The sequence below is a fragment of the Erythrobacter sp. RANMB8 genome, assembly GCF_056848235.1.
This window is the reverse complement of record NZ_JBREHG010000002.1, coordinates 486947-500009: the sequence shown is the minus strand read 5'-3', so window position 1 is coordinate 500009 and position 13063 is coordinate 486947. Positions and strand designations below refer to the sequence as shown.

The 13063-nt window shown below is 65.0% G+C and carries 13 protein-coding genes; 3 read left to right on the top strand and 10 right to left on the bottom strand.

Annotated features, from left to right (window positions below):
* Positions 1 to 217: 217 nt before the first annotated feature.
* Positions 218 to 871 (top strand): hypothetical protein, encoded by a 654-nt coding sequence (locus tag ACU0AG_RS05510; protein WP_482781254.1) that lies wholly within the window; start codon positions 218 to 220, stop codon positions 869 to 871.
* Entirely contained in the window at positions 872 to 1390 is a 519-nt protein-coding gene (locus tag ACU0AG_RS05505) for an AHH domain-containing protein (protein WP_482781253.1), read from the top strand.
* A gap of 1 nt (position 1391) precedes the next feature.
* Here the strand turns inward: ACU0AG_RS05505 and ACU0AG_RS05500 are convergent, their stop codons facing one another.
* Both ACU0AG_RS05500 and ACU0AG_RS05495 read right to left on the bottom strand, forming a co-directional pair.
* A complete protein-coding gene (locus ACU0AG_RS05500; protein WP_482781252.1) occupies positions 1392 to 2396 on the bottom strand; it encodes an NAD(P)H-dependent flavin oxidoreductase in 1005 nt (334 codons plus the stop codon).
* 87 nt (positions 2397 to 2483) lie between these two features.
* Entirely contained in the window at positions 2484 to 3527 is a 1044-nt protein-coding gene (locus ACU0AG_RS05495; protein ID WP_482781251.1) for an amidohydrolase family protein, read from the bottom strand.
* A 178-nt stretch (positions 3528 to 3705) separates the two neighbouring features.
* On the opposite strand from ACU0AG_RS05495, the gene ACU0AG_RS05490 reads away from it, so the two are divergent.
* On the top strand, positions 3706 to 4230 hold the full coding sequence (locus ACU0AG_RS05490) for an SEL1-like repeat protein (protein ID WP_482781250.1): 525 nt from the start codon (positions 3706 to 3708) through the stop codon (positions 4228 to 4230).
* A 3-nt stretch (positions 4231 to 4233) separates the two neighbouring features.
* Here the strand turns inward: ACU0AG_RS05490 and ACU0AG_RS05485 are convergent, their stop codons facing one another.
* The 8 genes from ACU0AG_RS05485 to ACU0AG_RS05450 form a co-directional block, all read right to left on the bottom strand.
* Positions 4234 to 5019, bottom strand: a complete 786-nt coding sequence (locus tag ACU0AG_RS05485) for a DUF2189 domain-containing protein (protein WP_482781249.1) — start codon at positions 5017 to 5019, stop codon at positions 4234 to 4236.
* A 74-nt stretch (positions 5020 to 5093) separates the two neighbouring features.
* Entirely contained in the window at positions 5094 to 6782 is a 1689-nt protein-coding gene (gene leuA / locus ACU0AG_RS05480) for a 2-isopropylmalate synthase (protein ID WP_482781248.1), read from the bottom strand.
* Positions 6783 to 6992: 210 nt separating this feature from the next.
* Positions 6993 to 7451 (bottom strand): hypothetical protein, encoded by a 459-nt coding sequence (locus tag ACU0AG_RS05475; RefSeq protein ID WP_482781247.1) that lies wholly within the window; start codon positions 7449 to 7451, stop codon positions 6993 to 6995.
* A 177-nt stretch (positions 7452 to 7628) separates the two neighbouring features.
* Positions 7629 to 8780 (bottom strand): alpha-hydroxy acid oxidase, encoded by a 1152-nt coding sequence (locus tag ACU0AG_RS05470; RefSeq protein ID WP_482781246.1) that lies wholly within the window; start codon positions 8778 to 8780, stop codon positions 7629 to 7631.
* Between the two features lie 43 nt (positions 8781 to 8823).
* On the bottom strand, positions 8824 to 9483 hold the full coding sequence (locus tag ACU0AG_RS05465) for a YceI family protein (protein WP_482781245.1): 660 nt from the start codon (positions 9481 to 9483) through the stop codon (positions 8824 to 8826).
* A 97-nt stretch (positions 9484 to 9580) separates the two neighbouring features.
* A complete protein-coding gene (gene ilvC / locus ACU0AG_RS05460; protein WP_482781244.1) occupies positions 9581 to 10600 on the bottom strand; it encodes a ketol-acid reductoisomerase in 1020 nt (339 codons plus the stop codon).
* Between the two features lie 106 nt (positions 10601 to 10706).
* A complete protein-coding gene (gene ilvN, locus ACU0AG_RS05455; protein ID WP_073975495.1) occupies positions 10707 to 11222 on the bottom strand; it encodes an acetolactate synthase small subunit in 516 nt (171 codons plus the stop codon).
* Between the two features lie 16 nt (positions 11223 to 11238).
* On the bottom strand, positions 11239 to 12984 hold the full coding sequence (locus ACU0AG_RS05450; protein WP_482781401.1) for an acetolactate synthase 3 large subunit: 1746 nt from the start codon (positions 12982 to 12984) through the stop codon (positions 11239 to 11241).
* Positions 12985 to 13063: the final 79 nt, after the last annotated feature.

Below are 13063 nucleotides of genomic sequence, written 5' to 3'. Positions count from 1 at the left end.
GGTATGTCCCTAAACGGGACGGGATAACCCATTGGGGACTCGACGCTAGGCAGCAAAAGCGCCAATGTCCGGTCAGAGATTTGGCTCTGTCGGGCGCGTTACGAGGGGGGCCTGCGCGATTTCACAGTCTCAGCGTGCCGATGCCGCAGAGCTGCGTCTGCTGTTTGCCGCGGGCAAACGGCCCGATCATGCTGCCATCGCCGGACTTGCCGCCCAGATGTCTCTGCTGATGCTCGGCCAGTCCGGCTTTGCAGGCGATGACGGGCTGGAGCGGGCGGAGTTGCTGCGCGACGGCCTCGGTTTCGATCTTGCCGGTCTCGCGCCCGGCCCTGCGGCGCCGTTTCCCGCCATTGCCCACCGCTTCGACCTTGCCGCCATACCCGTGTCGGACACGCTCGAAGCCGTGGCGCTCGTGCCCGGCCCGCACATCGCGACGTCGGCGCTCAACATTCCGGTCGTGCGCGCCATGCTGGCGCTGGCCTGCGATCTGGTGCGCCATTTCGGCGATATCGTCGCGGTCAGCTGGGGCCCGTCGCAAAGCGCGATCGGACGGCGCTTCTTCGAATCGGTCACTGCGGCGTGGCTCGACGGCGGGGCGTTCCCCGCGCTTGGCCTGACTGCCTTTGCCGAGGCGGGCGACGGCGCGCTGACAAGCGTCGGGCTGACATACTGGATCGGGCAGGAGCTGCGGATCGAACCGCCGCTTGCGCTCGACAGGGTGGCGGCAACCCGGCTCGGCATCCGGCTCGTCAACCAGCTGGTGCTGGCGGGCAGGCTTGATACGGACGAACGGATCATGGCCCCGGACGGCACCCGCCTGGTGCTGCGCCCGTCGCGCAACCGGGCATCCATCAGCGTGTGGCGGGAATAGATGGAGGCCGCGGGTCGCACCGTTTTCCGCACTGTCATCGCCTTCCGCTCGGTCAACCTGCCGGGCACGCGGGCCTATGATCCGGGCCTGCAACGCCACCACTTGCTGCCGCGCCAATTGCTGGGGCGCAGCTGCTTCGGACCGATGTTCGCCGCCATCGGCCGCGCGCGCGTGGGCTTCGACGATTTCCGCCGCAACGGCCTGCTGCTGCCCGCGACCGAGACAGCGACGATCCGCACCGGCATGCCGCTCCATCGCGGGCCGCACCGGCGTTACAACGAGGTGGTGATTGCCCGCGTCGGGATGATCGAGGAGCGCTGGGTGCGCGCCGCCCGCGCCGACAGCGATGCCGCGCTGGGCGAGGCGCTGATGCGGCTGCTGCTGTTGCAGGGCGCGCTGCGGAGGCAATTGCTGTCGGCACGCCGGCGGGTGCTGCTCAATCGCAACGACCCGCTCGGCACCGGTTTCGATTTCACCGAGCTCGACGCGATGGCCGAGACCCTGTGGCAAACGGGCTGAGTTACTCGGCCGCCTCGGCCATCGCCGCCCACGCGGCATAGCCCGAATTGTCGGCAAGCCGCGCCTTGGCGGCGTGATATTCGCGCTCGAACCGGGCGACGAGGTCTTCGACCGTGCCGACTTCTTTGATCGTGCCGATGCCCTGGCCCGAACCCCAGATGTCCTTCCACGCCTTGGCCTTGGTGTTGCCGCCGCTGCCGAAGTTCATCTTGCTGGGATCGCTTTCGGGCAGGTTGTCAGGGTCCATCCCTGCCGCCTCGATCGAGGAACGCAGGTAGTTGCCGTGCACGCCGGTGAAGAGGTTGGTGTAGACGATGCCTTCCGAGGAACCTTCGACGATGCCCTGCTTGTAACCTTCGGCGGCGTTGGCTTCCTTGGTGGCGATGAAGGCGCTGCCGCAATAGGCGAAATCGGCGCGCAAGGCCTGTGCGGCAAGGATCGAGGCACCGTGGCCGATCGAGCCGGACAGCGCGACGAGCCCGTCAAACCACTCGCGGATTTCCTGCATCAGCGCGAAGGGCGAAAGCGAACCGGCGTGGCCACCCGCTCCGGCTGCCACGGGGATGAGGCCGGTCGCGCCCTTTTCGATCGCCTTCATCGCGAAACGGTTGTTGATCACGTCATGCATCGTGATCCCGCCCCAGTTGCGCACCGCGGTGTAGATATCCTCGCGCGCGCCGAGCGAAGTGATCACCATCGGCACCTGCCACTTCTCGCACGTCGCCATGTCGGCATCGACGCGGTCGTTGGTCTTGTGGACGATCTGGTTGACCGCGAAGGGCGCCGCCGGGCGATCGGGGTTGGCGCGGTTGTGGGCAGCCAGTTCCTCGGTGATCTGGTGCAGCCATTCATCCAGCTGCGACTGGGGCCGCGCGTTCAGCGCCGGAAAGCTGCCGATGATCCCCGCCTTGCACTGTGCGATCACCAGTTCGGGGCCGGACACGATGAACAGCGGCGATCCGATCAGCGGCAGGCGCAGGCGATCGAACGGAGCGGGAAGGGGCATGGGTTTCTCCTGAAAACTGTTTGCTTAACCCATGTCTCTAGCGCGGGTTCCAAGACTGCCAAGCGTGTTTTTGATGGTGACGCGGCGTCAGCCGAGCAGATCCTCCAGCCCGTAGAACCGCGCCGCCGTGCCGGCATAAAGCGCCGCCTTCTCGTCCGCACTGGCCGATCGGGTGAGGCGTTTGAAGGTATTCCACAGCACCGCGTAATCCGCGCCCCAGTAATCGACGGGGTAATTGCTTTCGAACATGGCGCGCTGCGGTCCGAAGGCTTCGATGCAGGTTTCGATATAGGGCCGCCACAACGCAGCGAGGTGTTCTGATCCGTGCCCGCCTGCAGGGCCATCTTCGGGCAGGGCGCAGAAGGCCATCGCCAGCCCGCCGAGTTTCACCACCACGTTCTCGCACTTCGCCAGCTCGCGGATATTGTGCCGCCAGACATCGAAGCGTTCGTGCAAGCGGCCCTTGTAGGCCGCAACCCCGACCGGCGTGCCGCAATGGTCAAGGCAGATCGGCTGATCGGGGAAGGCGCGGGCGAGGTCGATCACATCGGGCAGTTGCGGTTCGAGCACCCAGGCATCGAAGGTCATCCCGCGCTTGCCGAGTTCGGCAAAGCCGGCGCGGAAGGTGGCATCGCGGTAGAGGCCTTCGGGATGGTGGAACGGCGGGCCGAGCACCTCCGGATCGGCGTCCCACGCGCCGGCATGGCGAATACCCTTGAACCGGCGCGGTGAGGCGGCGTGCAGCGCATCGAGCACCGCGCCAGCCCCGCCCCCCAGCATCAGGTTGGCATGGCCGACAATCCCCGCGCAATAGCGCGAAGGGCCGTAAAGCCCGCTGGCCGATTGGGCCGCGACGCCGTTCACGAACTCCACCTCGCCCACCGGCTTCAGCGCCTCGCCATAGGCGCCGTTGTAGAACGCGCCGCATTCCATGAACACCGTGCCGATGATGTTGTGGCCGGTGGTCAGATGCGCGTGCAGCTGATCGAAGGTGTAATGTGCATTATCCACCAGCGCGGCAATGAAATGGTGATGCGGTTCGGGGAACATCGGCAGCATCGGCCGCAAATCCCACAGGTGGTGATGGGGATCGATGATCGGCAGATCGGGTTCAAGGATGGCTTCGGTCATGGTCTCTCCCCTGGTGTGGGGAGCAGGTTTAACCGTCACCGTCGCCGGCGTCATTGCGAAAATTGGGGAAGGAATGCGCTGTCCGTCGCAAATCTCGCAAGATTGGAATTCATCACCGATTAAGCCGCGCTGTTCGAGATTTTATATGTGAATACGGATATTTGCAGGGAGCGCTCCGATGATGAAGGTGGTCGTGAAATGGCTGGGGATGAGCACGGCTGTGGTCCTGGCAGCGGGCGCCGCAGTGTCTGCTCCCGTCAACGCTTCCGAGCTTGATCGGCCCGTGAGCGACGCTGAATTGCGGGCGCTTGCCGCCGCCTATCAGCGCGGCGATCTCGGTTCAGGTCAGTGCGACTGGGTACACCCCGTGACCAATGGGCCGACCCGTATCCCGTGCGAAGTCGTGCCGCTGCCGATCCTTGCCGACATGGCGCGCAATTCGTTCAACAAGCAGGCCCAGCTCGAACTCGGCAAGCGCTTCGAGGATGGGCGCGGAGTTGCGCAGGATTACGACTTGGCGCGGCGCTATTACCGGATGGCGGCGCGTGAACCGCGGCGCGGTGCGCCGGTCAACGGGGAAGGGTTGGCGACGTTTCAGGTTTCGGGGATCGGCGGGCACACGATCTACTCACGGCCGCGTGCGGTCGCCCTGGCCGAGGCGCAGGAGCGGCTGTGGAATCTGCGGCGGCGTGCTGCGGACTGATTCTCAGCCCACCGCCCGCCGGTAAAGGTGCCATGTCGCATGGCCCAGCACCGGCAGGGCCACCATCAGGCCGAGAAATGCGGGCAGCATCGCCACGAATAGCAGCACGGCAATCACCGCCGCCCAGCCCAGCATCACCGCGAGATTGCGCCGCACCACGGCAAGGCTGGCAATGATCGCGGTGAGGAAATCGACCTTGCGTTCGACCAGCATCGGCAGGCTGATCACGGTCATGGCGTAGAAGGCGAAGGCCATCACCGCGCCGACCGCGCTGCCCACCCCCAGCATCATCAGGCCGGTGGGCGTCAGCAACGCATCGAGCGATTCGCCGCCCATCCCGCTTTCGGCCATGAACACCGCGAAGATGGCGTGGGCGACGATCATCCAGAACGAGAAGGCGACGAACACGATCACCCCCATCGACAGGATTTGGTCATCCCCGTGTCCCTTCAGCGCGCCCAGCACGGCGCGCCAGGCCAGCGGCTCGCCCGCCTCCCGCCGCCGGCTTGCTTCATACAGGCCGACCGCGACAAAGGGCGCGACCAGCGGGAAGCCTGCCATCGCCGGGATCAGCCAGGTCAGCTCGCCGCCCGTCACCGTGACCCAGCCGATCGCAAGGCCCGCCAGCACATAGACCCCGCCGAAAAACAGGCCGAAACGCGGCATGGCGCAAAAATCGCGCCAGCCTGCACCCAGCGCGGCGGCAAGATCGGCCCACCCCAGATCATTGGCAACCGGCGAGGCTGCTGCTGGCGCAGGCGCAGCCGGATTGTGATCGAGCGTATCCATCGCAGGCCCCTCTCCCCAAGATCAGGCGGGGCGAAGTTGCGCGCAAATCATCGTGTGCGCAAGCCTGCGCGGGATCAGCCGCCCACAGCTGCGACTGCGGAGTTTGCCGCGCTCAGCACCGCGCGCACAGAGGCGGTGGCGATGTCCTCGTCGATCCCGCAGCCCCAGATGGTGCGTCCGTCGGGTGCGCGGCATTCGAGATAGGCCGCCGCCCGCGCATCCGTGCCCGCACCCAGCGCGTGTTCGGTGTAATCGACCACATCCAGATCGACGCCGAACGCCTCGCGCAGCGTGCCCATGACGCTGGATATCAGGCCATTGCCGCGCCCCGAAACGCTCTGCTCCTGTCCGTCGACCGCGATAGTGCCGGCAAAGATCCGCGTGCCATCGGAGGCGCGGCTTTCCTCGTAGCGGACCAGCTGGAAATGCTTGGGGTGGATCTTGACGTGGTAGGCCCGGCGGAAGGCATCCCAGATGTCGGCGGCGTTCAATTCGCGGCCCAGTTCGTCGGCCATCTGCTGGACGTGCTTCGAAAAGTCCGCCTGCATCTTCTTGGGCAGCTTGAGGCCCTGATCCTTTTCCAGCACCCAGGCGAACCCGCCCTTGCCGGACTGCGAATTGACCCGGATCACCGCTTCGTAATTGCGCCCCAGATCGGCCGGATCGATGGGGAGATAGGGCACGCGCCAAGCCTCGTCATTTTGCGTCTCGCGGGCCTCGAAGCCCTTCTTGATCGCATCCTGATGGCTGCCGGAAAAGGCGGTGTAGACCAGTTCGCCGCCATAGGGGTGGCGCTGGTGGACGGGGATGTCGTTGCAATATTCCACCGTCTCGATCACCCGGTCGATATCCGAGAAATCGAGGCCCGGATCGATCCCCTGCGTGTAGAGATTGAGCGCCATGGTCACGAGGCAGCAATTGCCGGTGCGCTCGCCATTGCCGAACAGGCAGCCTTCGACGCGGTCGGCCCCGGCCATCAGGCCGAGTTCCGCCGCAGCCACGCCGGTGCCGCGATCATTGTGGGTGTGCAAGGATATCACCGCGCTCTCGCGGTTCGGCAGGTTGCGGCAGAAATACTCGATCTGGTCGGCGTAGATATTGGGGGTCGCCGCCTCGACCGTGGCGGGCAGGTTGAGGATGATCGGATGTTCGGGCGTGGGCGCCAGCACCTCCATCACCGCCTCGCACACCGCGATGCTGAAATCGAGTTCGGCGGTGGAGAAGGTTTCGGGGCTGTACTGGAAATGCCAGTCTGTGCCGGGATAGCGGGCCGCCTCGTCGCGCATCACCTTGGCGCCCGCGACGGCAATGGCTTTCACCTCGTCCTTGCTCATCCGGAACACGATGTCGCGCCACGCCGGGCTGACCGCGTTGTAAAGGTGGACGATCGCCGCCCGCGCGCCTTCGAGGCTGGCAAAGCTGGTGCGGATCAGATCCTCGCGGCTTTGGGTGAGGACCTGCACGATCACATCGTCCGGGATCGCACCCGATTTGACGAGGCCGGAGATGAAATCGAATTCGGTCGCGCCCGCGCTGGGGAAACCGACCTCGATCTCCTTCACGCCCACTTCGACCAGCAGATCGAAAAAGCGGCGCTTCTTCACTGCGTCCATCGGATCGATGATCGACTGGTTGCCATCGCGCAGATCGGTCGAAAGCCAGCGCGGCGCTGTCTCGATCAGCTTCGAGGGCCATTGGCGGTCGGGCAGATTGATCTGGCCGAAGGGGCGATACTTGGCGGCAGGGTTCTTGAGCATGGGCATGGAAAAAGACTTTTCGCGGGCAGAGGATGGGGAAGCTGCGGCTGTTACCCTTGGGAGCGGTGCCGCGCTGACCTGTGCACGCGGCTGCCTACGCCCAAGGGCGCATAAGTCGAAGCAGCGAAAGTCCGTGTCCCGTCATGGCCAGCGTCTTTGCCGATTATTGCGCGATGTGCAAGCCGGGAATGCCCGTTATTCTAACCACCCGCCGGTCTAACCGCAGCGCGCGTCGCGGATGATGTTCTGGGCATCCAGCATGATCGACAGGCGCGGATTGGTGGGATCGGGGTTGACATTGCCGCCCCCGCCATAGGCGACAAACCGCAGATTGTCGGTGCGGCCGAGGACCTTGGCGATTTCGGCGCGGGTGGGCTGATCGGCCAGCTTGCCGATGAACGGGCCCATCAGCGGCGCGCCGCAGGTGGCAGCGGCGGGATCGGTCAGCGTGCCGCGCGCGAAGGGTCCGGGGGCAGCGCCGGGCAGCGGTTTGACGATCACGGGCGTGGCGGTGGCGGCGGGTGCGGGCGTTGCGGCTGCTCCGGAGGCCGGATCGCCCTGTCCGATGCGGGCGGCGAAATCCTCAGCCTCGTTACCCGCCTGCGGATCGGGGCTGCCGCAGGCTGCAAGGGCAAGGGCAAGAACCGGAGCAAAGGCGCGGGCAGCGGTGATCATGACGGGTTTATCCTCAATTCGGGCGATTCTGCCAAAGCCCGCTTTGCGTTACCGGTTTATGACATTCTTGTTGGCCCTATCGCTTCGCTGCTTGAGGGAGTCCCTGTCGCCCTATCGCTTCGCTACTTGAGGGCGGGGGTCTTGTTTGCCCTACCGCTACGCTGCTTGAGGGCGGGATCATCCCCGCCGCCGCAGCCGGTCGGCGGTCAGTTGATCTACCCGCGTGACCCCCATCAGGCGCATCCCGCGCTCGATCTCGTCCTTCAGAATGCCCAGCGCCCGCTCGACCCCCTCCTGTCCCGCCGCCGCGAGCGCATAGAGATAGAGCCGCCCGCCCGATGCCGCGCTCGCGCCGCTGCACAGGGCCTTCAGCACATGGGTGCCGCGCCGCACGCCGCCATCGCAGATGATCTCGATCCGCCCGCCGACAGCATCGACGATTTCGGGCAGCTGGTCGAAGGGTGCGCGGCTGCCATCCAGTTGCCTGCCGCCGTGGTTGGAAATCATGATCGCATCCGCACCGATTGCCACCGCCCGGCGCGCATCGGCGGCGCTCATCACGCCTTTGAGCACAAAGGTGCCACCCCATTGCTCGCGGATCGCGGCGGCGGTGTCCCATGTCATCGAGGTATCGAGCATGGTGTTGAAATATTCGGCGATGCTCACCGCCTTGCCGCTGCCTTCGGTCACATGGGTATCGAGATTGGGCAGGCGGAATTTCTCGCGCAGCACATAATCCAGCGTCCAGCGCGGGCGGGTGGCATAGCTGACGATGCTGGCAGGGGTGAAGCGCGGGGGCGTGGTGAAGCCGCTGCGTAGGCACCGTTCGCGCTTGCCCGATACGATGGTGTCCACGGTCAGCGCCAGCGCATCGAACCTTGCCGCCTGACAGCGTTCGATCATGTGGGTGTTCAGCCCCTTGTCCTTGTGGACATAGAGCTGGAACAGCTTCGGCCCGCTGGTCAGCGCGGCGATGTCCTCGATGCTGCGGGTTGCAAGGCTGGAGATGCCGAACCACAGCCCGAACCGCTCCGCCGCCTTCGCCACGGCGCGCTCTCCCTGCCAGTGGAAGGCGCGCTGCACGGCTGTGGGGGACAGCATCAGCGGCAGGGCAGAGCGCCGCCCGAGGATGGTGCAGGAGGTGTCGATGCTCTCCACCCCCGCCAGCACATCGGGGACCAGATCGACATGATCGAAGGCGGCGGTGTTCCTCGCCTTGGTCAACTCGTCATCGGCAGCCCCGTCAATGTAATCGAACACGGGGAAGGGCAGGCGGGCCTTCGCCAGCCTGCGGAAATCGTCGATATTGTGGCAATCGGACAGGCGCATCGCTGTGCGCCTGCCTGATCGGGGCGAAACTGTCGAGAGGGGTTTACTGCTTCTCGAAGGCGACGCTGATATCCAGCTCCACCTCGTCGCTGACGAAGGGGATGCCGTAGTTCACGCCGAAGTCCGAACGCTTGATCTCCGTTTCAGCCTCGAAGCCGATGGTTGCCTTCTTGTTGAACGGATTGTTGCCCGCGCCGGTGAACGCGGCCTCGAAGGTAACCGGCTTCGTCACGCCATTGAGCGTGAGATCGCCGGTGATCACCGCGGTCATGCCGGTGGCCTTGACGGAGGTCGAGACAAAGCGGGCAGGGGCAGGCGCGGGGCCGAAGAAATCGGGCTTGCCGCCATCCTTGCCGGCGCGCAGCAGGTGCTCGGTGAGGCCCTTGCTGGCGGTGGTGACGCTGCCTACGGGAATGGTCACATCGACCTTGGCGGCATCGAGGTTGGCCGGATCGATGGTGAGCGTGCCCGCCACATCGCCGAAGATGCCGTAGTAATCGTTGAAGCCGAAGTGGTTGACTTCCCACCCGATCAGCGAGTGGCCGGGATCGGCGGCATAGGTGCCGGCGGTAACGCGCGAGGCGTCCTGAACGCCGGGCAGCTGCGGCGCATCCTGCGCGAAGATCGCGGGGGCAGCGGCGATGCCGCCGGCAACAGCGACGAGAGTGGCGGCCGCCGCAGCGGCGAGGGTGTTGCGGTTCATCGGGTTGGTCTCCTTGTGATATGGCAGACCAATACGCGACGCCCCGTGATGGTTCCACCGCCCGCCGAAGCCGACGGGCGGAGGAAATCTTTCAGGCCTAGTTCTTGGCCTTGTCGACCAGCTTGTTGGCCGCGATCCACGGCATCATGGCGCGCAGCTTTTCGCCGGTCTGCTCGATCGGGTGAGCGGCGGCCTGCTTGCGCGCGGCCTTGAGTTCGGGCTGGCCAGCGCGGTTGTCGAGGACGAAGTTCTTCACGAAACGGCCCGACTGAATGTCGGCCAGCACGCGCTTCATCTCGGCCTTGGTCTCGGCGGTGATGATGCGCGGACCGGTGGTGATGTCGCCATATTCTGCGGTGTTCGAGATCGAATAGCGCATGTTGGCGATGCCGCCTTCATAGAGCAGGTCAACGATCAGCTTGGTTTCGTGGAGGCACTCGAAATAGGCCATTTCGGGGGCGTAGCCAGCCTCGACCAGCGTTTCGAAACCGGCCTGGATCAGGTGGGTGATCCCGCCGCACAGCACCGCTTGTTCACCGAACAGATCGGTCTCGCATTCCTCGCGGAAGTTGGTCTCGATGATCCCGCTGCGCCCGCCGCCGACGGCAGAGGCATAGGCGAGAGCGACGTCATGCGCCGCACCGCTCGCGTCCTGATGCACGGCGATAAGGCACGGCACGCCGCCGCCCTTCACATACTCGCTGCGGACGGTGTGGCCCGGGCCCTTGGGGGCGATCATGATGACGTCGATATCGGCGGGCGCTTCGATCAGGCCAAAGTGGATGTTGAGCCCGTGCGCGAAGGCGAGCGCGGCGCCGGGCTTCATGTGGCCCTTGAGGTCGTTTTCCCAGATTGCGGCCTGATGTTCATCGGGCGCGAGGATCATGATGATGTCGGCCCACTTGGCGGCCTCGGTGTTGGAGAGCACCTTGAAGCCAGCGCCCTCCGCCTTCTTCGCGGTGGCCGAGCCTTCGCGCAGGGCGATGGCGACTTCGGCCACGCCGGAATCGCGCAGGTTCTGGGCATGGGCATGGCCCTGCGAGCCATAGCCGACGATGGCGACCTTCTTGGGCTTGATCAGATTAAGATCGGCGTCGGCGTCGTAATAAACCTTCATTTCTTCTTCTTTCCACGTCGTCCCAGCGAAAGCTGGGATCCAGGGCGGCAAGGTGCGGCCCTTGTTGCTTGAGGTGCCAGCTTTCGCTGGCATGACGAAATAGCTTTCAGGCCCCCTGCGCCCCGCGCATCATGCCCACGATACCGGTGCGCCCGACCTCCACCAGCCCCAGTTCGCGCATCAGGGCGATGAAGCTGTCGACCTTGTCGGGCGGGCCGGTGATTTCGAAGATGAAGCTTTCGGTGGTCGTATCCACCGGCCGGGCGCGGAAGATATCGGCAAGGCGCAGCGCCTCGACGCGCTTTTCGCCGGTTCCGGTGACCTTGATCAGCGCCAGCTCGCGCTCCACGTGCGGGCCGGCGGTGGTGAGGTCGGTGACCTTGTGCACCGGCACCAGCCGTTCAAGCTGCGCCTCGATCTGGTCGATCACCGACGGAGGCCCGTTGGTGACGATGGTGATGCGGCTGACTGCGTGATCCTCGGTAATGTCGGCCACGGTCAGGCTGTCGATGTTGTAGCCGCGCGCTGTGAACAGGCCGGTGATCTTGGCGAGGATCCCCGGTTCGTTATCCACGGTGACAGCGAGCACATGACGCTCGGATGCGGCTTCGGCGATTTTCATGGGCATTGCGCGTGTCCTAGACCAGTGCCTTGGCTTCATCGTCCATCGTGCCGTCGACCTTGTCGCCGTAGAGGAGCATTTCGGTGTGTGCCGCGCCGGAGGGGATCATCGGCAGGCAGTTGGCATCCTGCGCGACAAGGCAATCAACGATCACCGGGCCGGGATGATCGAGCATCCGCATGATCCCGTCGTCGAGATCCTTCTCTTCGGTGATGCGGATGCCCTTCCAGCCATAGGCTTCGGCCAGCTTTACGAAATCGGGGAGGCTGTCCGAGTAGCTGTTCGAATAGCGGCTTTCATAGGTCAGTTCCTGCCACTGGCGGACCATGCCCATGTATTCGTTGTTGAGGATGAAGATCTTGACCGGCAGGCGATACTGGCTTGCCGTGCCGAGTTCCTGGATGTTCATCTGGATCGAGGCTTCGCCCGCAATGTCGATCACCAGCGCATCGGGGTGGCCCAATTGCGCGCCGATAGCGGCGGGCAAGCCATAACCCATCGTGCCGAGGCCGCCGCTGGTGAGCCACTTGTTCGGGTCTTCAAAGCCGAAATACTGCGCGGCCCACATCTGGTGCTGGCCCACTTCGGTGGTGATGATGGGGCTGCGCTTGTGGGTCAGGGCATAGAGCCGCTCGACCGCGTGCTGCGGCATGATCATGCCGGGGTTCTTGGCCGAGCGTTCGGGATAGGCGAGGCATTCGCGGGCACGCCATCCGGCGATGCGCGCCTTCCACTCGCCAAGGTTCTGCGCTTGCCGTGTGCCCCAGGCCTCGATCAGCTGCGCCAGCACCGTGCCGCAATCCCCGACGATGCCGAGGTCCACGGCCACGGTCTTGTTGATTGAGGAACGGTCGATATCGATGTGGATCTTCTTCGAATCCGGCGAGAAGGCATCGAGCCTGCCGGTCACGCGGTCATCGAAACGTGCGCCGATGCAGACCATCACGTCGCACTTGTTCATCGCCATATTGGCTTCGAACGTGCCGTGCATCCCCAGCATCCCCAGCCAGTCAGGATGCTGCGAGGGGAAGGCGCCAAGGCCCATGAGCGTCGAGGTGACGGGTGCGCCGGTGATGTCCTGCAACTGCCGCAAGAGCCGGCTTGCCTCGGGCCCGGAATTGATCACACCGCCGCCGGTGTAGAAAATCGGGCGCTGCGCCTGCGCAATCATTTCGATCGCCTCGACGATCTGCTCTGCCGGAGCCACCGTCTGCGGCGCGTAGCGGTGCGATCCGGCACGGACCAGTGCACGGCGCTCCGAAGGGACGGCGATCTGCACGTTCTTGGGAATGTCGATCACGACCGGGCCGGGCCTGCCGGTGGTGGCGATCAGGAAGGCTTCCTTGATCGTCGCGGCGAGATCGGCCGGGTCTTTGACCAGATAATTGTGCTTGGTGCAGTGGCGGGTGATGCCGATGGTGTCGGCTTCCTGAAAGGCGTCGGTCCCGATCAGCGCGGTCGGCACCTGTCCGGTGATCACCACCAGCGGGATCGAATCCATCCACGCATCGGCAATGCCGGTGATCGCGTTGGTCGCGCCGGGGCCGGAGGTGACCAGCACCACGCCCGGCTTGCCGGTGGCGCGGGCATAGCCTTCAGCCGCATGCGCCGCGCCAGCCTCGTGGCGGACGAGGATGTGGCGGATGCGTTCATCGCCGAACAGTTCGTCATAGATCGGCAGCACCGCGCCGCCGGGATAGCCGAACACATATTCGACCCCCTGTTCGATCAGGCACTGCACAAGGATCGCCGCACCGCTCATGGCGGCGGTTGCGGGGGCAGTCTGCGCTGCGGCGGGATCCGGCTGACCGGGCACGGGGAACTCCAATCCTGTTGGTTTG

What these genes read in the sequence shown, in the direction of transcription:
- ACU0AG_RS05510 (WP_482781254.1), top strand. Translation starts at nt 218, where the DNA reads ATGTCTCTGCTGATGCTCGGCCAGTCCGGCTTTGCAGGCGATGACGGG.
- ACU0AG_RS05505 (WP_482781253.1), top strand. Translation starts at nt 872, where the DNA reads ATGGAGGCCGCGGGTCGCACCGTTTTCCGCACTGTCATCGCCTTCCGC.
- ACU0AG_RS05500 (WP_482781252.1), bottom strand. Translation starts at nt 2,396, where the DNA reads ATGCCCCTTCCCGCTCCGTTCGATCGCCTGCGCCTGCCGCTGATCGGA.
- ACU0AG_RS05495 (WP_482781251.1), bottom strand. Translation starts at nt 3,527, where the DNA reads ATGACCGAAGCCATCCTTGAACCCGATCTGCCGATCATCGATCCCCAT.
- ACU0AG_RS05490 (WP_482781250.1), top strand. Translation starts at nt 3,706, where the DNA reads ATGATGAAGGTGGTCGTGAAATGGCTGGGGATGAGCACGGCTGTGGTC.
- ACU0AG_RS05485 (WP_482781249.1), bottom strand. Translation starts at nt 5,019, where the DNA reads ATGGATACGCTCGATCACAATCCGGCTGCGCCTGCGCCAGCAGCAGCC.
- leuA (WP_482781248.1), bottom strand. Translation starts at nt 6,782, where the DNA reads ATGCCCATGCTCAAGAACCCTGCCGCCAAGTATCGCCCCTTCGGCCAG.
- ACU0AG_RS05475 (WP_482781247.1), bottom strand. Translation starts at nt 7,451, where the DNA reads ATGATCACCGCTGCCCGCGCCTTTGCTCCGGTTCTTGCCCTTGCCCTT.
- ACU0AG_RS05470 (WP_482781246.1), bottom strand. Translation starts at nt 8,780, where the DNA reads ATGCGCCTGTCCGATTGCCACAATATCGACGATTTCCGCAGGCTGGCG.
- ACU0AG_RS05465 (WP_482781245.1), bottom strand. Translation starts at nt 9,483, where the DNA reads ATGAACCGCAACACCCTCGCCGCTGCGGCGGCCGCCACTCTCGTCGCT.
- ilvC (WP_482781244.1), bottom strand. Translation starts at nt 10,600, where the DNA reads ATGAAGGTTTATTACGACGCCGACGCCGATCTTAATCTGATCAAGCCC.
- ilvN (WP_073975495.1), bottom strand. Translation starts at nt 11,222, where the DNA reads ATGAAAATCGCCGAAGCCGCATCCGAGCGTCATGTGCTCGCTGTCACC.
- ACU0AG_RS05450 (WP_482781401.1), bottom strand. Translation starts at nt 12,984, where the DNA reads ATGAGCGGTGCGGCGATCCTTGTGCAGTGCCTGATCGAACAGGGGGTC.